This is a genomic window from Rhodococcus sp. NPDC004095 (assembly GCF_053604015.1).
In genome coordinates, this window is the sequence record NZ_JBSGGS010000007.1 from 220,111 (window position 1) to 238,756 (window position 18,646).

Annotated in this window: 21 protein-coding genes; 9 read left to right on the top strand and 12 right to left on the bottom strand. The window is 69.1% G+C overall.

Features of this window, described 5'->3' with window-relative positions; genetic code table 11:
- Positions 1-256: 256 nt before the first annotated feature.
- Positions 257-700: an SRPBCC family protein gene (locus ACWEPG_RS15855; protein ID WP_452594769.1), complete on the top strand. Its 444-nt coding sequence runs from the start codon at positions 257-259 to the stop codon at positions 698-700.
- Here the strand turns inward: ACWEPG_RS15855 and ACWEPG_RS15860 are convergent, their stop codons facing one another.
- Both ACWEPG_RS15860 and ACWEPG_RS15865 read right to left on the bottom strand, forming a co-directional pair.
- On the bottom strand, positions 701-1,432 hold the full coding sequence (locus ACWEPG_RS15860; protein WP_452594770.1) for an acetoacetate decarboxylase family protein: 732 nt from the start codon (positions 1,430-1,432) through the stop codon (positions 701-703). It abuts the gene before it with no gap.
- Positions 1,429-2,274, bottom strand: coding sequence for an SDR family oxidoreductase (locus ACWEPG_RS15865; RefSeq protein ID WP_450116860.1), 846 nt, complete (start codon positions 2,272-2,274; stop codon positions 1,429-1,431). Before ACWEPG_RS15865 ends, ACWEPG_RS15860 begins: the two co-directional genes overlap by 4 nt.
- Before the next feature lie 127 nt (positions 2,275-2,401).
- Here ACWEPG_RS15865 and ACWEPG_RS15870 point away from each other — a divergent pair, with 127 nt between their 5' ends.
- Positions 2,402-3,598, top strand: a complete 1,197-nt coding sequence (locus ACWEPG_RS15870; protein WP_450116861.1) for a cytochrome P450 — start codon at positions 2,402-2,404, stop codon at positions 3,596-3,598.
- A gap of 11 nt (positions 3,599-3,609) precedes the next feature.
- On the opposite strand, the gene ACWEPG_RS15875 is transcribed toward ACWEPG_RS15870, so the two are convergent.
- Positions 3,610-4,485 carry an aldo/keto reductase gene (locus ACWEPG_RS15875; protein WP_450116862.1) on the bottom strand — a complete coding sequence of 292 codons (876 nt, stop codon included), beginning with the start codon at positions 4,483-4,485 and terminating at the stop codon, positions 3,610-3,612.
- 83 nt (positions 4,486-4,568) lie between these two features.
- Here ACWEPG_RS15875 and ACWEPG_RS15880 point away from each other — a divergent pair, with 83 nt between their 5' ends.
- Positions 4,569-5,390: an HAD family hydrolase gene (locus tag ACWEPG_RS15880; protein ID WP_452594771.1), complete on the top strand. Its 822-nt coding sequence runs from the start codon at positions 4,569-4,571 to the stop codon at positions 5,388-5,390.
- A gap of 3 nt (positions 5,391-5,393) precedes the next feature.
- On the opposite strand, the gene ACWEPG_RS15885 is transcribed toward ACWEPG_RS15880, so the two are convergent.
- A complete protein-coding gene (locus tag ACWEPG_RS15885) occupies positions 5,394-5,741 on the bottom strand; it encodes a DoxX family protein (protein ID WP_452594772.1) in 348 nt (115 codons plus the stop codon).
- A gap of 130 nt (positions 5,742-5,871) precedes the next feature.
- On the opposite strand from ACWEPG_RS15885, the gene ACWEPG_RS15890 reads away from it, so the two are divergent.
- Positions 5,872-6,210 carry a winged helix-turn-helix transcriptional regulator gene (locus ACWEPG_RS15890; RefSeq protein ID WP_450116865.1) on the top strand — a complete coding sequence of 113 codons (339 nt, stop codon included), beginning with the start codon at positions 5,872-5,874 and terminating at the stop codon, positions 6,208-6,210.
- Positions 6,211-6,214: 4 nt separating this feature from the next.
- Here ACWEPG_RS15890 and ACWEPG_RS15895 read toward each other — a convergent pair whose 3' ends face one another.
- From ACWEPG_RS15895 to ACWEPG_RS15920, 6 genes are all read right to left on the bottom strand, one after another.
- Complete coding sequence (locus ACWEPG_RS15895) at positions 6,215-6,700, bottom strand: nuclear transport factor 2 family protein (RefSeq protein ID WP_452594773.1); 486 nt, start codon at positions 6,698-6,700, stop codon at positions 6,215-6,217.
- Positions 6,701-6,869: 169 nt separating this feature from the next.
- Complete coding sequence (locus tag ACWEPG_RS15900) at positions 6,870-7,997, bottom strand: acyl-CoA dehydrogenase family protein (protein ID WP_452594774.1); 1,128 nt, start codon at positions 7,995-7,997, stop codon at positions 6,870-6,872.
- Positions 7,994-8,983, bottom strand: coding sequence for an acyl-CoA dehydrogenase family protein (locus ACWEPG_RS15905; RefSeq protein ID WP_452594775.1), 990 nt, complete (start codon positions 8,981-8,983; stop codon positions 7,994-7,996). The genes ACWEPG_RS15900 and ACWEPG_RS15905 overlap by 4 nt, the downstream gene beginning before the upstream one ends.
- Positions 8,980-10,119 carry an acyl-CoA dehydrogenase family protein gene (locus tag ACWEPG_RS15910; protein ID WP_450116869.1) on the bottom strand — a complete coding sequence of 380 codons (1,140 nt, stop codon included), beginning with the start codon at positions 10,117-10,119 and terminating at the stop codon, positions 8,980-8,982. Before ACWEPG_RS15910 ends, ACWEPG_RS15905 begins: the two co-directional genes overlap by 4 nt.
- Complete coding sequence (locus tag ACWEPG_RS15915; RefSeq protein ID WP_450116886.1) at positions 10,119-10,994, bottom strand: enoyl-CoA hydratase; 876 nt, start codon at positions 10,992-10,994, stop codon at positions 10,119-10,121. The genes ACWEPG_RS15910 and ACWEPG_RS15915 overlap by 1 nt, the downstream gene beginning before the upstream one ends.
- A 2-nt stretch (positions 10,995-10,996) precedes the next feature.
- On the bottom strand, positions 10,997-12,574 hold the full coding sequence (locus ACWEPG_RS15920) for a FadD3 family acyl-CoA ligase (protein ID WP_452594819.1): 1,578 nt from the start codon (positions 12,572-12,574) through the stop codon (positions 10,997-10,999).
- A 76-nt stretch (positions 12,575-12,650) separates the two neighbouring features.
- Here ACWEPG_RS15920 and ACWEPG_RS15925 point away from each other — a divergent pair, with 76 nt between their 5' ends.
- Together ACWEPG_RS15925 and ACWEPG_RS15930 are read left to right on the top strand one after the other, a co-directional pair.
- Complete coding sequence (locus ACWEPG_RS15925) at positions 12,651-13,850, top strand: acyl-CoA dehydrogenase family protein (protein WP_452594776.1); 1,200 nt, start codon at positions 12,651-12,653, stop codon at positions 13,848-13,850.
- On the top strand, positions 13,847-14,656 hold the full coding sequence (locus tag ACWEPG_RS15930; protein WP_452594777.1) for an SDR family oxidoreductase: 810 nt from the start codon (positions 13,847-13,849) through the stop codon (positions 14,654-14,656). The genes ACWEPG_RS15925 and ACWEPG_RS15930 overlap by 4 nt, the downstream gene beginning before the upstream one ends.
- 142 nt (positions 14,657-14,798) lie before the next feature.
- On the opposite strand, the gene ACWEPG_RS15935 is transcribed toward ACWEPG_RS15930, so the two are convergent.
- Positions 14,799-15,560, bottom strand: a complete 762-nt coding sequence (locus ACWEPG_RS15935) for an SDR family NAD(P)-dependent oxidoreductase (protein WP_452594778.1) — start codon at positions 15,558-15,560, stop codon at positions 14,799-14,801.
- 40 nt (positions 15,561-15,600) lie between these two features.
- Between ACWEPG_RS15935 and ACWEPG_RS15940 the strand changes: the two genes are divergently transcribed.
- Positions 15,601-16,224, top strand: a complete 624-nt coding sequence (locus ACWEPG_RS15940; protein WP_450116873.1) for a TetR/AcrR family transcriptional regulator — start codon at positions 15,601-15,603, stop codon at positions 16,222-16,224.
- A 15-nt stretch (positions 16,225-16,239) separates the two neighbouring features.
- Positions 16,240-17,394, top strand: coding sequence for an acetyl-CoA C-acetyltransferase (locus ACWEPG_RS15945; RefSeq protein ID WP_450116874.1), 1,155 nt, complete (start codon positions 16,240-16,242; stop codon positions 17,392-17,394).
- Positions 17,395-17,506: 112 nt separating this feature from the next.
- On the opposite strand, the gene ACWEPG_RS15950 is transcribed toward ACWEPG_RS15945, so the two are convergent.
- Positions 17,507-18,121: a TetR/AcrR family transcriptional regulator gene (locus ACWEPG_RS15950; RefSeq protein WP_452594779.1), complete on the bottom strand. Its 615-nt coding sequence runs from the start codon at positions 18,119-18,121 to the stop codon at positions 17,507-17,509.
- Positions 18,122-18,269: 148 nt separating this feature from the next.
- Here ACWEPG_RS15950 and ACWEPG_RS15955 point away from each other — a divergent pair, with 148 nt between their 5' ends.
- Entirely contained in the window at positions 18,270-18,548 is a 279-nt protein-coding gene (locus ACWEPG_RS15955; RefSeq protein WP_452594780.1) for a DUF2277 domain-containing protein, read from the top strand.
- The last annotated feature ends 98 nt before the right edge of the window (positions 18,549-18,646 follow it).

Sequence of the window (18,646 nt, forward strand, 5' to 3'; positions counted from 1 at the left end):
TCACACGATCGCGCCGCAATTGGCAAGACCCGCGCAGGGCCTTCTGTACCGATTCCTGTGGGGCTACCATGAGAACGCCAGGAAGATCGCAGTCGGGGAACCAATTGGTGCACGCTCCCGGCGACGTGATGTCGCGCTGAGAACGGGGCTGTGCGGGCGACTTCTGGAATTCCGCCGCCGGGTTCCCGGCTGAAGGTCGCTCACAATCGTGCTCGCTCGCGGGCACGATGCACGCAACCACGAGGCAGGAATTGTCATGGCCAAGACGTTGAAGACCGACGAATCGATTGACATAAAGCGCCCGCTCCCGGAGGTGTTCGAATTCCTGTCGAACCCCGAGAACGTGCTGGTGTGGAACAGCAATCTGGGCAACTACGAGCTGGTCTCGGGCGCCCCCGACGAGGTCGGGGCCGTGTCGTCCTTCTCGGTCAAGGTCGCCGGGGTCCGGCTGGAGATCACCGAGGAGCTGAGCGCGTACGAGGCGAACAAGAGGATCGCGTTCCGGTCGAAGGAGTCGAAGATCGGCTACACGCGGGAGTTGGACTTCGCCGCCGCCGACGGCGGGACCCGGGTGTCGTTCCACATGGAGGCCGAGGGCGGCACCGGACTGTTCAAGTTCGCGGACCCGATCGTCCAGAAGCTCTACGGCCACGACGTCCGTGGCAGCCTGCAGAACGCCAAGACCATCCTGGAATCTTAGCTATTGCAAGGATATTGAGTCGCCGAACTCCATCTTCAGGTCGGGAATGGAGGTGGTCATCAGCGCCCGCCGCGGCAGTTCGAGCGAGCGCAGTTCGTCGGCGATCGGATGCGAACCCAGCGTCAGTTCGGCCCCGCCGAGGCGGGTGCGGACTCCGCTCGGGTTCCACTCCCAGTCGGTGCGGCGCGTGACACCGTCGAGATGTGAGTACGCCTGCATCGTGGTGCTCGACGCCCGGTCGGGTGTTCTGAAACCGGGCTTGACCGTCAGGTCCGCGATCAGCCGGCCGTCCTGGCTGACCGACGCGTGTTTGACGTCCGAGGAGTGATCGGCGCGGAAGTCGGCCAGCACCTTGGGGAATCCCCAGATCCCGCGGCCGGCGGCGAGTGTGAAGTCGCCGTCGACGGGCAGTTGGTGGATCAGGGCGCCGGAACGGCCCTTCGCGAGTGCAGTCAGATCGGTGAGGGTGGATCCTCCGCTCGTGCGGTGGTCGCGGACCATGAAGACCACGCCGAATTCGTTGTACGGACCGAGATCTCCGTCGACGTAGTCGACGAAGACCAGTGCGCACAGTCCGCGGCCGGGCCGGAACTGCAGGATCTGCAGGCCGGTCGGGTCGATCAGTCGCTGTGCCGCCGCGGTCGGCACCGAGTACATCGCCATGAACGCGGTCGCCTGCCGCACCCGCACCGGCATCTCGACCTGCTGTCCGAGCACGTCGTGGGCGGTCACGGCGCCACCACCCCGCGCAGGCCGTCGGCGCCGAAGACCTGTTCGAGCATGGAACTGAAATCCGGTCCGCGGCGCAGCATCTGGCCTCCGTCGACGTTGATGATCTGCCCGGTGATCCAGGTGGACTCGTCGCCGAGCAGGAAACGGGCGAGTCGGGCGATGTCCTCGGGCTCCCCGATTCGGGGCAGGGGGGTGCACGACTGGTAGTCCTCGAGCAGTGGTCCGCCCTCGGTGATCAGGGCGACCAGATCGGTTCGGGTCAGACCGGGGCGGATGCAGTTGACGCGGACGTTGCTCGCGCCGAGTTCGTCGGCGCCGAGTTGGACGAGGTGATCGACGCCCGACTTCGAGACGCCGTAGGCGCCGAACCAGCGGTGGGTGTTGCTGCTCGCGATCGACGAGATCGCCACGAAGGAACCGCCCCCGCCGCGGACGAGTTCGCGGGCCGCGTGCTTGAGGGTGAGCATGGTGCCGGTGACGTTGAGTTCGACGGTGCGACGCCACGCGTCGACGTCGATCTGGGTGACCGGGGCGATCGTCTCGTTGCCGCCCGCGCAGGCGACCGCGCCGTCGAGTCGGCCGGTGACCGCGGTGGCCGCCGCGACGGCCCGCGCGATCTGGTCCTCGACGGTGACGTCGGCGGCGTGGTGGGTGATCGAGCCGCCACGCTCCGGGGTGATCGTCGCCGCGGCCGCGGCGAGTTTGTCCTCGGTGCGTCCGACGATGGTCACGTGGGCGCCGGAGCGGGCGAGCAGGTCCGCGACCCCGAGGCCGATCCCACTGCCGCCGCCGGTCACCAGGATCGACTTGCCCTGCAGGTCGCCCGAGCCGTTCGTGTCCACGCGCACTCCCCTCGCATCGGTGGAACTTGTTCTACCACCGTGGCCCGTTTCCGGACATGGTTTGCATCGGAAAGGCATACGCTTCGGACCGAAGCGTGTCGAGAGCGGACCGAGGGGACGGGCAACGATGCGACGACCCGACATCGAACTGGTCGACGGGCGGTTCTACGCCGGGGAGTTCGGCGATCCGAGGCGGGCGTACGCCTGGATGCGCGCACACGAGCCGGTGTTCCGGGACCGCAACGGGGTGCCCGCCGCGGCCGGCTACGCCGCGCTCATCGCCGCCGAGCGTGATCCGGGGCTGTTCTCCAACGCCGGCGGCATCCGTCCGGAGACCGGCCCCTTGCCACAGATGATCGACATGGACGACCCCGAGCACCTGCAACGCCGCCGGCTGGTCAACACCGGTTTCACCCGTAAGAAGGTCGAGGCGAAGATCGAGCGGATCCGCGAGATCTGCGATCAGCTGATCGATGGGGTCTGCGAGCGGGGGGAGTGCGACTTCGTCGCCGACCTCGCGGCGCCACTGCCGATGGCGGTGATCGGAGACATGCTCGGCGTCCGCCCCGAGGACCGCGAGACCTTCCTGCGCTGGTCGGACGATCTGGTGAAGGCGTTGGGAAGCAACGCGACCGAGGACCAGCTGAAGGCGATGATGGACGCGTACGTCGCATTCAACGAATTCACGTTCCGCACCATCGCCGAACGGCGCAAGGAACCGTCCGACGACCTGATCAGCGTCCTCGTGCAGGCCGAGATCGACGGGCAGCGCCTCGACGACCAGGAGATCGTGAACGAGGCGCTGCTGATCCTCATCGGCGGCGACGAGACCACCCGCCACGTCCTGAGCGGCGGCATGGAGCAGTTGATGCGGCACTCGGATCAACGAGATCGGCTGGTCGCGGATCCCTCCGGCCTGCCGCTCGCGATCGAGGAGATGCTGCGGTGGGTGTCGCCGATCAAGAACATGGCCCGCACTGTCACCCGGGACACCACCTTCTTCGGCGCCGACCTGAAACAGGGCGAGAAGATGCTGCTGCTGTTCGAGTCCGCGAACTTCGACGAGTCGGTGTTCGACGACCCCGACGTCTTCGACACCCGACGAGACCCGAACCCGCACGTGGCCTTCGGATTCGGCACCCACTTCTGCCTCGGAAACCAGCTCGCCCGTCTCGAGGGCAAGCTGATGTTCGAGCGCCTGCTCGAGCGCCTGCCCGACATGGCCCTCGCAGGGAGCGACCCGCTGCCGCTGAGGCCGGCGAACTTCGTCTCGGGACTCGAGGAGCTGCCGGTGAAGTTCACCGCGGCGGCGCCGACCGGATAGGCACCCTGCCGCTACGCCGGGGCGCCGAGGTTCATCTCGTCGGGGTGGAAGCCGACCCTGGCACCGTTGTCGAGAGTCGCGATCTCGGCCAGGTCCTGCTCGGTGAGAGCGAAGTCGAACACGTCGATGTTCTGCGCGATCCGGTTGTCGTGCACCGATTTCGGGATGACGATCAGCCCGTTGTCCAGATGCCAGCGAATGAGGACCTGTGCGGGCGACTTGCCGTGGCGCTCACCGACGGCGGTGAGGACGGGATTGCCGAGCAGCGTGTTGGGCTTGGATGCATCGCCCCACCCGGAGTTGCTGGTGCCGCCGAGGGGGCTCCACGACTCGACCGCGATGCCGTGCTGCGACGCGAACGTGCGGATCGCGTGCTGGGGGAGATGCGGGTGTAGTTCGACCTGGTCGACCGCGGGCAGCACGCCGCCGCGGTCGACGAGCTCCTGCAGGTGGTGCGGTTCGAAGTTGCACACCCCGATCGCCTTGGCGCGCCCGGACTCGGCGATCTTCTCGAGTGCGTCCCAGGTGCGCAGCCGGGTGTCCCTGTTCCGCAGCGGCCAGTGGATCAGGTAGAGGTCCACGTAGTCGAGACCGAGGCGGGACAGGCTCGCGTCGAACGCGGCCAGCGCGGGTTCGTGGCCCTGGTCGGAGTTCCACAGCTTGGTGGTGACGAAGAGGTCCTCGCGGGGCACCGAGGAGCTCGCGATGCCGCGGCCGACACCCTCCTCGTTGCCGTAGGCGGCGGCGGTGTCGACGTGCCGGTAGCCGGCCTCGTCGAGTGCGAAGCGGACGGCGCGCTCGGTCTCGTCGTTCGCTGCCTGCCAGACGCCCAGGCCGAGTTGGGGGATGACGGTTCCGGAATTCAGGGTGATCTCGGGAGTGGTCATGGATCCAGGCTAGGTGTGCCGGCGGCATGTGGCGTCGCGGCCCGAACGGCAGGGCCGCCTCGCCGGGCTGGGATCATCGAGGGGTGACGCGAATCAGACTGGTGGCCTCCGACCTCGACGGGACCCTGCTGCGGTCCGATCGGACGGTCTCGCCGCGCACGGCGCGGGCGATGGCCGCCGCGCGTGACGCCGGCGTCGAGGTGGTGTGGGCGACGGCCCGCGCCAGGCACTCGGTCGACGCGCTGGCCCGGTCCTGCGGGTTCCGTGGGGAGGCGATCTGCGCGAACGGCGCGGTCACCCTCGACCTGGCCGACGGCAGCCCCGAGATCACCGGCACCGTCTCGATCGAGGTCACCGCGGCCCTCGCGGCGATGGACCGCGTGCGCACCCTCGTCCCGGGCGCGGTGTTCGCCAACGTCGGGCCGACGACCTTCGTGGCCGAACCCGAGTACGCGGCGCTGTGCGACTACACCGACCACCATCGGACCCCGGACGAGATGATCCTCGAGGAGCGGTTGCCGCGGATGGCCGAGCCGATGGTCAAGATCGTCGCCCGGCATCCCGAGGTGCCCGGCCACGAGCTGTACCGGCTCGCGGCCGCGGCCGGGGTCGACGGTGTCGAACTGACCCACTCGGGTGCCCCGTACATCGAGATGGCGGCGACCGGGGTGTCGAAGGCCAGCGCCCTCGCCCGGCTGTGCGACGCGCGAGGTGTCTCGGCAGCGGAGGTTGCCGTCATCGGGGACGCGGTCAACGACGTGCCGATGCTGAGCTGGGCCGGTACCGCGCTGGCGCCTGCGAACGCACTGTCCGAGATCCTCGAACTCGCCGATCGGGTGCTGCCCTCCAACGACGACGACGGGGTCGCGCAGTTCCTCGAGGAGATCGTGGATCTGCAGGGCTGACGGTCAGGCGGCGATCGGCGCGAGCACCGCCGCGGCGACCGCCACGAGCATCAGGACACCTGCGGGCGCGATGGTCCTGTCGTTTGCGCGCACGTGCATGACGATCGCGCCGAGGAAGTAGGCGACGACGCCGATCGCGGCCGCGAGGCCGAGCGGCCACCAGAACAGGCCGGCGATCAGACCTGCCGCGCCGGCGAGTTCGGCGACGGCGAGCATCCACATCTTGTCGACGGGGAAGCGCACGTTGGTCATGGACTCGACCTGTTGGGGGTTCTTGCCGAGCTTGCCCACGGCGGACATGGTGAGGACGAGGGCCAGCAACACGGACAAGATCATGACGGCGATGAACACGGGTGACTCCTGGGGGCAGTGCCGCACTCGTCGCGGACATCTTCGAAAAAGCTAGTGACATCGAGAAAGCTAGCTCACTTCGAAAAAGCTAGCAACTCTCGGCGTTGGAGTCGATTGGTAGGGTGGGGGAATGCAGAGGGACGCCGAGCACCACGAGCCCCGGGCATGTGACGCCGGGCTGAGTCAGGCGTTCAAGTTCCTCGGGAAGCGCTGGAACGGGGTGCTGATCGGCACCCTCGTGCAGGGCCCGGCAGGATTCTCCGAGCTCAAACGGGCCGTTGCCGGGATCAGTGACTCGGTGCTCTCCGAGCGACTGGCCGAGCTCACGGCCGCGGGCCTGGTGCAGCGCACCGTCGACGACGGGCCACCGGTGACCGTGGTGTATCGCGCGACCGAGGCCAGCGAGGCGCTGATACCGGCACTCGACGCCATCGCAACCTGGGCGCGAGACAACCTGAAGGGCGCGTGACTTCTCAGTCGGACGTCGGGCGATCCGACCACATGTGGGACAGCAAGCGGTGACTGGGGATGTCGTCGAGCGACACGAGTGATTCGTAGATTCGCGCGTACGAGGTGCGGGTGATTCGCCAGCGGCCGTCCCGGTCCCGCCGGTAGTAGTCCCGGTAGTACCCGGCACCACGGATCAGGCTCCTGGCGTCGGGGACGATTACGGTGTCCTCGAAGCACCAGGACCCGGAAGCAGAGTTGCCCGTCACGGTGATCTCCGGGTGGCTGGCGACGTGAACCGTCGTGATCGACGGGCCGAGGGTCCGACGCATGAACCCGGCCAGCTCCTCGCGTCCCTCGAACACCAGCGGATCGGCGAGCGCGTGCGTGCCGTACTCGCCGACGACGTCGTCGGCGAGGGTGTCCGCGAACTCGTCCCAGAGCTTCAGGTCCAGGGTCCGGAAGTACCGGTACTTGAGCTGGCGGATGTCTTCGAGAGCGCCCATGTCCATGCGCGGAGCATGACACCGGCCGTTCCTGTGATGTGCGTTTTTCGCCGATTCCGGGAATACGAGAGCCGTCGTCCCGGTCCGGAAACGCGGGCGGGGGAGCAGATTCCGGGCTCGCGGGGTGTGAGACCCCGCGAGCCCGTCGACCTGTGCGGTCAGGCCCGCCGTCGACTTATGCGGGCAGGCCCGCGAGCGACTCCATCTCCTTGATGAACTCCTCCGGCTGCCCGAACAGCTGCGAGCTGCCGTGCGCGCGCTTGAAGAACAGGTGCGCGTCGTGCTCCCAGGTGATCGCGATGCCGCCGTGCAGCTGGATCGCGTCACCGGTGATCGCGTTGAACGCCTCCGAGCAGTACGCCTTCGCGACCGCGGCGTCCGCGGCTGCCGACGGCAGGCCCTCGCTCAGCGAGTACACCGCCGCGTACGACGCCGACCGCGCCGTCTCGACCAGGAAGTACAGGTCCGCCATGCGGTGCTTGAGCGCCTGGAAGCTGCCGATCGCGCGACCGAACTGGACGCGGTCCTTGCTGTAGTCGACCGTCATCTGCATGCAGCGCTCGGCGGCGCCGACCTGCTCGGCAGACAGCGCGACGATCGCGATGGTGCGCACGCGCTCGAGCGCCGCCGTCGCGTCACCGGCGGTGAGCCGGACGGCCGAGACGGAAGCGAACTCCACCAACGACATCGGACGGGTCAGGTCCATCGTCGGCAGCCGGCGGCGGGCGACGCCATCGGCGGACGGGTCGACCTCGAACAGCGCGATCGCGCCGTCGACCGACGCCGCAACGATGAGCACGTCGGCGTGTGCGCCGTCGAGCACGTAGTGGGCAGCACCGGAAACGGTGTAACCGTCGGCGTCGTTGCCTGCAGCCGTGCACGCGACATCGTCACTGCGCCAGTGGCCCTCGGGGCCCACCCAGCAGAGGGCGGCGATGGACGATCCCTCGGCGATGCCGGGCAGCAGGCGCTCGCACGCCTCCGTGTTGCCGGTCGCGAGGATCGCCTGCGCGGCCAGGACCGCGGAGCCGAACATCGGCGACGGCGTCAGAGCAGCGCCGAGCTCCTCGAGCACCAGGTGCTGCTCGACGAGGGTGGCACCGAAGCCGCCGAACTCCTCCGGGATCGCGAGCGCCGCGACACCGACCTGCTGGCACAGCACGTCCCACAGGCCGCGGTCGAACGCCTCGCCCGACTCGAGCGTCTTGCGCAGCGCGGCCGCGTCGGCGCGCTTGGCCAGCAACTGGGCAACCGTCTTGCGGAGTTCGATCTGCTCCTCCGCGAACACTCCGACCCCACTCACAGCGCGCTCGCAATCCGTGCGCGGTGTGCGGAGGCGGTGCCCCACGCGGACTGCAGGGCCCGCGTCTTCGTCAGCCACAGCGACAGGTCGCACTCGAGGGTGTACCCGATGGCGCCGTGGACCTGCAGCGCCTTGCGGGACGCCAGGTAGGCGGCGTTCGCGGCGGCGACCTTCGCGGCCGAGACGTCGCGGGCGATCGTGTCCGCACCCTCGGCGATGGAGATCGCCGCGCCGTACACCAGCGGGGTCGCCATCTCGACGGCCACGAGGGCGTCGGAGAGGTGGTGCTTGACGGCCTGGAAGCTGCCGATCACGCGGCCGAATTGGGACCGGTTCTTCGCGTACTCGGTGGCGGTCTCGATCATCGCGTGGCCGGCGCCGATCAGCTGCGCGGAGGCGGCGAGGACCGCGAGGTCGTACGCCTTCTCCGCAGCCGCGACGACGTCCGCACCCTGCGCGAGTGTCTCGACCGACTCGACCTCGAACAGGCGACGGGCCGGGTCGACCGACTCGAGCTGCGTGGTCGCGCGGACCAGCTCGAGGGTGTCGCCGGAGACCCGCAGAACCGGGTCGGCCAGGTCGGCGTCGAGGGCCCGCGGGGTGGACGGCTCGAGCACCAGCGACGCCAGCGAGGTGCCCTCGGCGATGCCGGGCAGGAAGCGCTTGGCGAGCTGCTGGTCACCCAGCGCCGACAGCAGGGCAGGGACGGCGGCGGCGGTCTCGAGGATGGGGCCCGGCACGGCGGCGCGGCCCAGCTCGATGAACGCGACGGCCAGATCGGAGGGGTGCGCGGCGATGCCGTCGAACTCCTCGGGCACGGCCAGCGCGGTCACGCCGGTCTCGGCCAGCTGCTGCAGCAGCTCGAGACCCGCGGCGGTGTCGTTCTCACCCCACGACCGGATGACGGCCGGGGTGTTGGCGTTGGCGAGCAGTCCGCGGAGGCTGTCCGCGAAGTCGCGCTGCTCGGTGGACAGGGAGAATTTCATCGATCCGCCTTCGGGAGTCCGAGCAGACGCTCGGCAACGATGTTGCGCTGAATTTCGTTGGTGCCGGCGTAGATCGGGCCGGACAGCGAGAACAGGTACCCGTCCTGCCACTTGCCGGCGAGCTCGCCGTCGGCGCCGAGCAGGTCGAGGGCCGTCTCGTGGATCCGGACATCGAGCTCGGACCAGAAGATCTTGTTGATCGAGCCCTCGACGCCCAGCGGGACGCCCTCGAGCATGCGGGTGACGGTGCCCCAGGTGTGCAGGCGGTACGCCTCGGCGCCGATCCACGCGTCGACCACGCGGTCGCGGGCGGCGGTGTCGGTGTCCTCGGCGTTCGCCTTCCACACCTCGATCAGCCGATCCACCGCGGACATGAAGCGGCCCGGGCTGCGCAGCGACAGGCCGCGCTCGTTGCTGGCGGTGCTCATCGCGACCCGCCACCCGTTGTTGACCTCGCCGACGACGTCGGTGTCCGGGACGAAGACGTCCTCGAAGAAGATCTCCGCGAAGCCGGGCTCGCCGTCGAGCTGCGGGATCGGGCGCACGGTGACGCCGTCCTGGTTCAGCGGGAACATGAAGTACGTCAGGCCCTTGTGGCGCTGCGCCTCCGGGTCGGTGCGGAACATGCCGAAGCCCCAGTCGGCGTACGTGGCGCGCGAGCTCCACGTCTTCTGCCCGTTGAGGATCCAGCCGCCCTCGGTGCGGCGGGCCGTCGAGCGGATGCCCGCGAGGTCACTGCCGGCCTCCGGCTCGGACCACGCCTGCGCCCAGATGTCGTCGGCGCGGGACATGCGCGGCATGATTCGCGCGAGCTGCTCCTCGGTGCCGTGCTCGAACAACGTCGGCGCGAACAGGAAGATGCCGTTCTGGCTGACGCGGCCGGGGGCGCCGGCCTTGTAGTACTCCTCCTCGAAGATGATCCACTCGATCATCGACGCGTCGCGGCCGCCGAACTCCGTCGGCCATGCGACGGTCGACAGGCGGGCGTCGGCAAGCTTGTGCTCCCACTCGCGGTGGGCCTCGAAACCCTCCGCGGTGTCCATCGACGGCAGCGGCTCCGCCGGGACGTTGGCAGCGAGCCATTCGCGCACTTCCAGCTGGAAGGCGCGGGCCTTTTCATCCAGTTCGAGATCCACTATTCCGCCTTCGCTTTCATACTGTTGACGTCCATTCCGCCCAGGGAGTCCCTACCCACCTCGGCGTTGTGCGCATGGGCAAAGTGGTGCAGGCCGAACACCGAGTCCATACCGGCACGCTGACCCATCAGGTCCTCGCACTGGTTGACGGCCTTCTTGGTCAGTGCCAGACCGAACCGCGGCATCTGCGCGACGCGAGCGGCCAGCTCACGGGTCTCGGCCTCCAGGTCGTCGCGCGAGACGACCCGGTTGACCATGCCCACCTCGTACGCGCGCTGCGCGGTGAAGCGGTCGCCCGTGAAGAGGATCTCCTTCGCGAACCGCGACCCCAGCACCCAAGGGTGGGCGAAGTACTCGACACCCGGGATGCCCATCCGGACAACCGGATCCGAGAAGAACGCGTCCTCCGAGGCGACGATCAGGTCGCAGCACCAGGCGAGCATCAAACCACCGGCGATGCACGCGCCGTGGATCTGCGCGATCATCGGCTTCGGCATCTCCCGCCAGCGGCGGCACATGCCCAGGTACACCTCGGTCTCGCGGGCGAAACGCTGGTCGCCACCCGGCTTGCCGAGGTGGTCCCACCACAGGGCGGCCTTGTTCTCGTAGTGCACGTGATGGTCGCGGCCCTGCGTCCCGATGTCGTGGCCGGCGCTGAAGTGCTCGCCGTTGCCGGCCAGCACGATCACCTTCACGTCGTCGTCCTCGACGGCCCGCTCGAATGCGGCGTCGAGGGCGTACGTCATCACCGAGTTCTGCGCGTTGCGGTAGTCGGGACGGTTCATCGTCACGTACGCGACGTGGTCGCGGACCTCGTAGGTGACGACGTCGCCCTCGTCGGGGAGGGCCCCGGCCTCCGTGTCGCTGACGGTCATGGTCATGCCTTCCCCTCACGGAGGTCGTTCTTGAGCACCTTGCCGGACGGGTTGCGCGGCAGACCGTCGACGATCCGAACCTCGCGCGGAATCTTGAAGCCCGCCAGGCGCTCCTTGCAGAACGCGACGACCTCGTCGGCGGTCAGTGTGGCGCCGGGCTTGACGACCACGTAGGCGCGCCCGACCTCGCCGGCCCGCTCGTCGGGAATGCCGATGACGGCGGCCTCGGCGACGGCGTCGATGCGTGCCAGGGTGTTCTCGACCTCGGCCGGATACACGTTGAAGCCGTTCGTGATGTACATGTCCTTGAGCCGGTCGGTGATGTCGAGGTAGCCGCGCTCGTCCAGGACTCCGACGTCCCCGGTGTGCAGCCAGCCGTCCTCGTCGATCGTCTTCCGCGTCGAGTCGGGGTCGTCGAGGTAGCCGAGCATGATGTTCTCGCCGCGGACCAGGATCTCGCCCTGCTCGCCGATCCTGACCTCCATGCCGGGGATCGCGCGGCCGGACGACGTCGACACGGTGACCGGATCGTCGTCGGTGCGGCACATCGTCACCACGACCGCCTCGGTCTGGCCGTAGGCGGTGATGACGGCGTCGTAGCCCAGTTCGGCCTGCATGCGCTCGACGAGCACCACCGGAACTGCCGCTGCGCCGGTGATCGCGACGCGCAGGCTCGACAGGTCGTAGTCGCCGCGGGTCGGGAAGTCGAGGATCGTCTGGTGGATCGTCGGGGCGCCCGGAAGCACGCTGATCTTCTCGTCGGCGATCATCTTCATGATCGTGGGGACGTCGAACACCGCGGCGGGCACGATCGTCGCGCCGCGCAGGATGCACACCATGAGTCCGGCCTTGTAGCCGAAGGTGTGGAAGAACGGGTTGATGACCAGGTAGCGGTCCTTGTCGTCGACCTCGGCGCAGTCGGCCCACGCGTCGGCGATCCCGACGGTCTGGCGGTGCGCGGTCATGACGCCCTTGCTCTTGCCGGTGGTGCCGGACGTGAACAGGATGTCGGCGACGTCGTCGGGGGAGACGGCGCGAGCGCGGGCGTCGGCCTCTTCCGCCGAGACGGGCTCGGCGGCCGCGGTGATCTGATCCCACTCGAGGATCTCGCCACCCGGGAACTCCGTCGTCGGGGCGCCGGAGGCCGGATCGTCCGACGGGGTGCGCACCACGAGCTCGAGTGTCGGGATTCCGCCCTCGCCCGCGGCCTTGAGGACGTCCGCGAGGCGATCGGCCTTGAGGAAGCGATCCGGCACGACCAGGACCTTCGCCTTGGTGCGCTCGAGGATGTCGAGGGCCTCGTGGCCGGTGTAGCGGGTGCTGATCGGCACCAGCGTCGCACCGGCGTACTGGGCGGCCAGGAAGGCCTCGACCCAGTGGTAGGTGTTGGGCGCCCAGACCGCGACGCGGTCGCCGGCCTGGACACCCTTGGCCATCAGCGCCCGCGCGGCGGTGCGCACGCGGTCGAGCAGTTCGGTGTAGGTGATGCGCTCGGATCCGTCTGCAACGGCCTCGTTCGACCCGAATTGTTCAGCGGCGCGCCACAGCGTGGCCGGGGTCGTCCGGGGCCCGGTGGTCACATTCGTGCTCACAATCTCTCCTCAACGAGGCGGAACCTCTATACAAAGCAAGTGCTTGGTAGGGTACCGTATCGCTGTGGACGTTAGCCAGGGTGAGAGCGAGGCCGCCGACGCGGCATTCGCCAAAGAAGTACGCGAATGGCTCGAAGAGAACCTCTCCGGGAAGTTTGCCGAGCTGAAGGGCCTGGGTGGGCCGGGGCGTGAGCACGAGGCGTTCGAGGAACGCCTCGAGTGGGATCGCCACCTGGCCGCCGCCGGCTGGACCTGCCTCGGATGGCCGAAGGAGTACGGCGGACGCGAGGCGACGCTGAGCCAGCAGATCATCTTCCATCAGGAGTACGCGCGTGCGAACGCACCCGCACGCGTGAGCCATATCGGTGAGGAGTTGCTCGGCCCGACGCTCATCGCGTTCGGCACCGAGGAGCAGAAGCAGCGCTTCCTGCCGGGCATCAAGACCGTCACCGAACTGTGGTGCCAGGGCTACTCCGAGCCGGGCGCCGGCTCCGACCTCGCGAACGTGTCGACCACCGCGCGCCTCGAGGGCGACCAGTGGGTCGTCAACGGCCAGAAGGTCTGGACGTCGCTCGCGCACCTGGCCGACTGGTGCTTCGTCGTCGCGCGCACCGAGCCGGGTTCGTCCCGCCACAAGGGCCTGTCGTACCTGCTGGTTCCCATGAACCAGGAGGGCATCGAGGTCCGCCCGATCATCCAGCTGACCGGCACCTCCGAGTTCAACGAGGTGTTCTTCGACAACGCCCGCACCGACGCGGACCTCGTCGTCGGCGGCGAGGGCAACGGCTGGGCCACCGCGATGGGCACGCTCACCTTCGAGCGCGGCGTCTCGACCCTCGGCCAGCAGATCGGCTTCGCCCGTGAACTCGAGTCGATCGTCGAACTGGCCGAGCGCAACGGCGCGGCCAAGGATCCCGCCATCCGCAACAAGATCTCCCGCGCCTGGATGAGCCTGCAGGTCATCCGCGCCCACGCGCTGCGCACGCTCGCCAGCGTCGACGCGAGCGCCAACGGCGGCGAGGCGTCGGTCGCCAAACTGCTGTGGGCCAACTGGCACCGCGGCCTCGGCGAACTCGCCATGGAGGTCCAGGGTGCGGCCTCGCTCGTGGGTGTCGAGAACACCGAGCCCGGCGAGGAACTGAACGACCTGCAGCGCCTGTGGCTGTTCGCTCGCGCCGACACCATCTACGGCGGATCCAACGAGATCCAGCGCAACATCATCGCCGAGCGGGTGCTCGGCCTTCCCCGAGAGGCACGCCCGTGACCGCCACCATCAAGTCCCCGCTGTCCGTCGCCCCCGAGGAGATCGAGGGCCACAACCTGCTCAAGGGCAAGAAGGTCGTCGTGACCGCCGCCGCAGGCACCGGCATCGGCTTCGCCACCGCCCGCCGCGCGCTGCTCGAGGGTGCCGACGTCCTGGTCTCTGACTTCCACGAGCGCCGCCTCGGCGAGACCGTCGAGAAGCTGGCCGCCGAGTTCGGCGGCCAGCAGATCGAATCGTTCGTGTGCGACGTCTCCAGCACCGAGCAGGTCGACGCCCTGATCGCCGGTGCCGCCGAGAAGCTCGGCCGCATCGACGTGCTGGTGAACAACGCCGGTCTCGGCGGCGAGACCCCGATCGTCGACATGACCGACGAGCAGTGGGACCGCGTCGTCGACATCACGCTGACCAGCACCTTCCGCGCGACCCGCGCCGCGCTGCGGTACTTCAAGAGCGTCGAGCACAACGGCGTCCTGGTGAACAACGCGTCGGTCCTGGGCTGGCGCGCGCAGCACTCGCAGTCGCACTACGCCGCCGCCAAGGCCGGCGTCATGGCGCTGACCCGCTGCTCGGCGATCGAGGCCGCCGAGTACGGCGTCCGGATCAACGCCGTCGCCCCGTCCATCGCCAAGCACCCGTTCCTGGCGAAGGTCACCAGCGACGAACTGCTCGACACCCTCGCGTCCCGCGAGGCGTACGGCCGGGCCGCCGAGGTGTGGGAGATCGCCGCGACCATCGCGATGCTCGCCAGCGACTACACCACCTACCTGACCGGCGAGATCGTCTCCATCTCCAGCCAGCGCGCCTGACGCAACGGGGGGTCCGCGCCACGCCGCGCCATCCTCTGCACCCACCCCGGGTTGACCGAATGTGGGATTCAGTCACTTCAAGTGACCGGATCCCACATTCGGTCGTTGGTGGGTGGGGTAGGAGGGAAGTCCGGGGGAACGGTCAGACGGAGTAGCCGCCGTCGACGTTGATCTTCTGGCCGCTGATGAAGCCGGCCTTCTCGCTCGCGAGGAAGCCGACCGCCTCGGCGATGTCCACGGCCGAGCCGAATCGGCCCAACGGGATCCGGCTCGTTGCCACGGCCAGCGCGCGCTCGTCCAGGTCGTCGCTGCCGATCAGGCGCTCCGCCATGCCGTCGGTGAGCATGCCCGGTCCGACCGCGTTGAACCGCACCCCGAACCGTCCCTCCTCGACCGCGAACGCCCGCACCAGCGCCTCGACGGCACCCTTGGTCCCGGACGACAGGCCGTCCCGGACCGGGTAGCGATCGGTGGCGGCGGTGGTCACCGCGACCACCGACCCGCCGGTCGCGCGCAGCGCGGGCAGGAATGCGTGGACGACGGCGAAGAACGCGGTGGCCTCGGCGTTCAGGTGCTCGGCGTAGGTCGCGGGGGAGACCTTCGACAGGTGCACCATCGGGATGTGCGGCCCGGCCGCGTGCACCAGCACCGCCGGATCGCCGAACTCGGCGCGCACGCCCTCCGCCCACTCGGCGACCGCGTCCGGATCGGTGAGGTCGACCCGGTCGGCGCGGGCGCGGCCGCCGGACGCGACCACGTCGGCGACGACTGCCTCGGCCCGGCTCGCGTTGGACCGGTAGGTCAGTGCCACGGGATGTCCCGCGGCGGCGAGGTTTTTGACGATCTCGATTCCGATTCCGCCGGACCCTCCGGTCACGACGGCACTGCGCGCTGACTCAACCATCCATTGACCCTAGCAATCGCTTGGTTGGTATGCTGTTGGGGTGACACCACCGTCCCGCACCGAAGAGTCCGCCAACAAATCCGGTCGCCGCGCCGAGCTGCTCGACCTCGCGGCCGGACTGTTCGCGGAACGAGGCACCCGCGCCACCACGGTCCGCGACATCGCCGACGCCGCCGGAATCCTGTCCGGCAGCCTCTACCACCACTTCGACTCCAAGGAGTCCATGGTCGACGAGATCCTGCGCGGATTCCTCGACGACCTGTTCGGCCGCTACCAGGTCATTACCAGCGCGGGTCTGGGCACCCGCGCGACCCTCGAGGCGCTGGTGGTCGCCTCGTTCGAGGCCATCGACAGTTCGCATGCGGCCGTCGCGATCTACCAGGACGAGGCCAAGCACCTCGTCGGCAACGAGCGGTTCGCGTACATCGCCCAGCGCAACCGGGAGTTCCGGACGCTGTGGGTGTCCGTCCTCGAATCCGGCGTCGCGGACGGCAGTTTCCGCCCCGACATCGACATCGAGCTCGCCTTCCGCTTCCTGCGGGACACCGTGTGGGTCGCGGTCCGGTGGTACCGGCCCGGTGGACCGAAGACCGCAGAATCCGTCGCCAAGCAGTACCTCGCCATCGTTCTCGACGGGCTGTCCAGCCCCGAGTCACGGTCCTAACCCGGAGGAGTTCCAATGCCCGAGGCATACATCGTCGATGCCATCCGCACCCCGATCGGAAAGAAGAACGGCGCCCTCGCCGGCGTCCACCCGATCGACCTCGGCGCCCACATCGTCAAGGCCCTCGTCGAGCGCACCGGCATCGACCCGTCCGAGGTCGACGACGTCGTGTTCGGTTGCGTCGACGCCATCGGCGGCCAGGCCGGCAACATCGCCCGGATGTCGTGGCTCGCGGCCGGGCTGCCGCAGCACGTGCCCGGCGTGACCGTCGACCGGCAGTGCGGGTCGAGCCAGCAGGCCATCCAGTTCGGCGCGCAGGCGATCCTGTCCGGCACCGCGGACCTGATCGTCGCCGGCGGCGTGCAGAACATGAGCCAGATTCCGATCTCGGCGGCGATGATCGTCGGCGAGCAGTACGGCTTCAGCACCCCGACCGCGGAGTCGAAGGGCTGGGCCGAGCGTTACGGCGACCAGGAGGTGTCCCAGTTCAAGGGCGCCGAGATGATCGCCGACAAGTGGGACATCAGCCGCGAAGAGCTGGAGAAGTGGGCGCTGCAGAGCCACGAGCGGGCCAAGGCGGCGATCGCCGCGGGCCGCTTCGACAACGAGATCGTCCCGCTCGGTGACGCCACCGTCGACGAGGGTCCGCGGGAGACCAGCCTCGAGAAGATGGCCGGGCTGAACGTGCTCGTCGAGGGCGGCAAGATGACCGCCGCCGTCGCCAGCCAGATCTCCGACGGCGCCAGCGCGCTGCTGCTCGCGTCGGAGGAGGCCGTCGCCAAGCACGGCCTCAAGCCCCGTGCCCGGATCCACCACATGAGCGCGCGCGGTGACGACCCGATCTTCATGCTGTCCGCTCCGATCCCGGCGACCCAGCACGCGCTGGCCAAGACCGGCCTGAGCATCGACGACATCGACCTGATCGAGATCAACGAGGCATTCGCCCCGGTCGTGCTGGCGTGGATCAAGGAGATCGGCGCCGACCCGGCGAAGGTCAACGTCAACGGCGGCGCGATCGCGCTCGGCCACCCGCTCGGCGCGACGGGCACCAAGCTGATGGCGACGCTGCTCAACGAGCTCGAGCGCACCGGCGGCCGCTACGGCCTGCTGACCATCTGCGAGGGTGGCGGCACCGCGAACGTCACCATCATCGAGCGCCTGGCGCAGTAACCGCGTTCGACCGACCCCGGAGGGCATTCCCGCGTAGCGGGGGTGCCCTCCGGTCGTTTCGGTGCGAGAACCGCCTGCAGCGCGGCGAAGGGTCCGCGTGGTGGTGGGATCGCTACCGCAGGGCGGCGATGACGGAGTGGAGGGCGTCGGCGAGGTGCTCGCACCACTCGTCGGCACCCTCGTAGCCGTGCGCGACGCCCCGAATCATCGTGGCGGACACCAGCATGTCGAACACGATGCCCGCGGTGGTCTCGGCGCGCGCGCCGGCATCGGGGACCGCCTCGAGGATGCGTTCGACGAGTGCGGCGCGCGTCGGCGCCTCGGCGCGTTGCACGAGGCGCTCGTGTACGCCGTCGTGGTGGTGGTACGCCGACAGCAGTCCGGGGATCGCCGAGCGGGCGGCGGGGTGGGCGGTGCGGTCGAGGAACTTGCGGGTCCACGCCAGCAGATCGGCGCGCAGGTTGTCGGTGACCGGCGGGAGGGGATGGTCGTTGTCCTCCTGCAGCCCGAAAACGGCGTCCTCGATGATCATTTCCCGAGTCGCCCACCTCCGGTAGATCGCCGGTGCGCTGACCCGGGCGCGGCGGGCGATCGCCTGGATGGTGGTCTTCTGGTATCCGGCCTCGACCAACAGTGCGACGGTGGCATCGAGCACCGCGAGGTCGACCTGCGGATCGCGCGGACGACCCGGCCCACCGGTCTCCTCACGATCACGCGTCAGCTTCACAGTGGCGGACATTACCGGAGACGGGGCCGCGGGCCGCCGAGATCGACACGGGTGCGGTCGTTGGCATGCCGGCCCGCACGGCTCGGTCGCGGATCCCGGGCAGGCTCGGGCGTCGGCGGGACCGGCGGGCCGGGACTAGGGTCGGGGCATGTGCCGAAACATCACCGAGTTGCGTGGGCTGGAGCCTGCTGCGACCGCGGAGGAGATCGAGGCCGCCGCGGTCCAGTACGTCCGGAAGGTCAGCGGAATCCACAAACTGTCCGATCACACCCGGGATCCGTTCGAGCGGGCGGTCGCCGAGGTCACCGCGGCCACCGAACGCCTGCTCGACGCCCTGCCGGAGCGTCGTCAGCCCCCGTCGACCGTGCCGCCGCTGCGCCGCCCGGAGGTGCGGGCGCGGATCGAAGCGGCGGTCCGAAACGGCTGAGCCCCTGAAGCGGCGGGCCCCCGAAACGGCGGAAGGGCACCTTCGTCCGGTTCAACCGGACGAAGGTGCCCTTCGGTCAGGAGCGGTGGGGTGGTGCC

What these genes read in the sequence shown, in the direction of transcription:
- ACWEPG_RS15855 (WP_452594769.1), top strand. Translation starts at nt 257, where the DNA reads ATGGCCAAGACGTTGAAGACCGACGAATCGATTGACATAAAGCGCCCG.
- ACWEPG_RS15870 (WP_450116861.1), top strand. Translation starts at nt 2,402, where the DNA reads ATGCGACGACCCGACATCGAACTGGTCGACGGGCGGTTCTACGCCGGG.
- ACWEPG_RS15875 (WP_450116862.1), bottom strand. Translation starts at nt 4,485, where the DNA reads ATGACCACTCCCGAGATCACCCTGAATTCCGGAACCGTCATCCCCCAA.
- ACWEPG_RS15890 (WP_450116865.1), top strand. Translation starts at nt 5,872, where the DNA reads ATGCAGAGGGACGCCGAGCACCACGAGCCCCGGGCATGTGACGCCGGG.
- ACWEPG_RS15895 (WP_452594773.1), bottom strand. Translation starts at nt 6,700, where the DNA reads ATGGACATGGGCGCTCTCGAAGACATCCGCCAGCTCAAGTACCGGTAC.
- ACWEPG_RS15905 (WP_452594775.1), bottom strand. Translation starts at nt 8,983, where the DNA reads ATGAAATTCTCCCTGTCCACCGAGCAGCGCGACTTCGCGGACAGCCTC.
- ACWEPG_RS15915 (WP_450116886.1), bottom strand. Translation starts at nt 10,994, where the DNA reads ATGACCGTCAGCGACACGGAGGCCGGGGCCCTCCCCGACGAGGGCGAC.
- ACWEPG_RS15935 (WP_452594778.1), bottom strand. Translation starts at nt 15,560, where the DNA reads ATGGTTGAGTCAGCGCGCAGTGCCGTCGTGACCGGAGGGTCCGGCGGA.
- ACWEPG_RS15945 (WP_450116874.1), top strand. Translation starts at nt 16,240, where the DNA reads ATGCCCGAGGCATACATCGTCGATGCCATCCGCACCCCGATCGGAAAG.
- ACWEPG_RS15955 (WP_452594780.1), top strand. Translation starts at nt 18,270, where the DNA reads ATGTGCCGAAACATCACCGAGTTGCGTGGGCTGGAGCCTGCTGCGACC.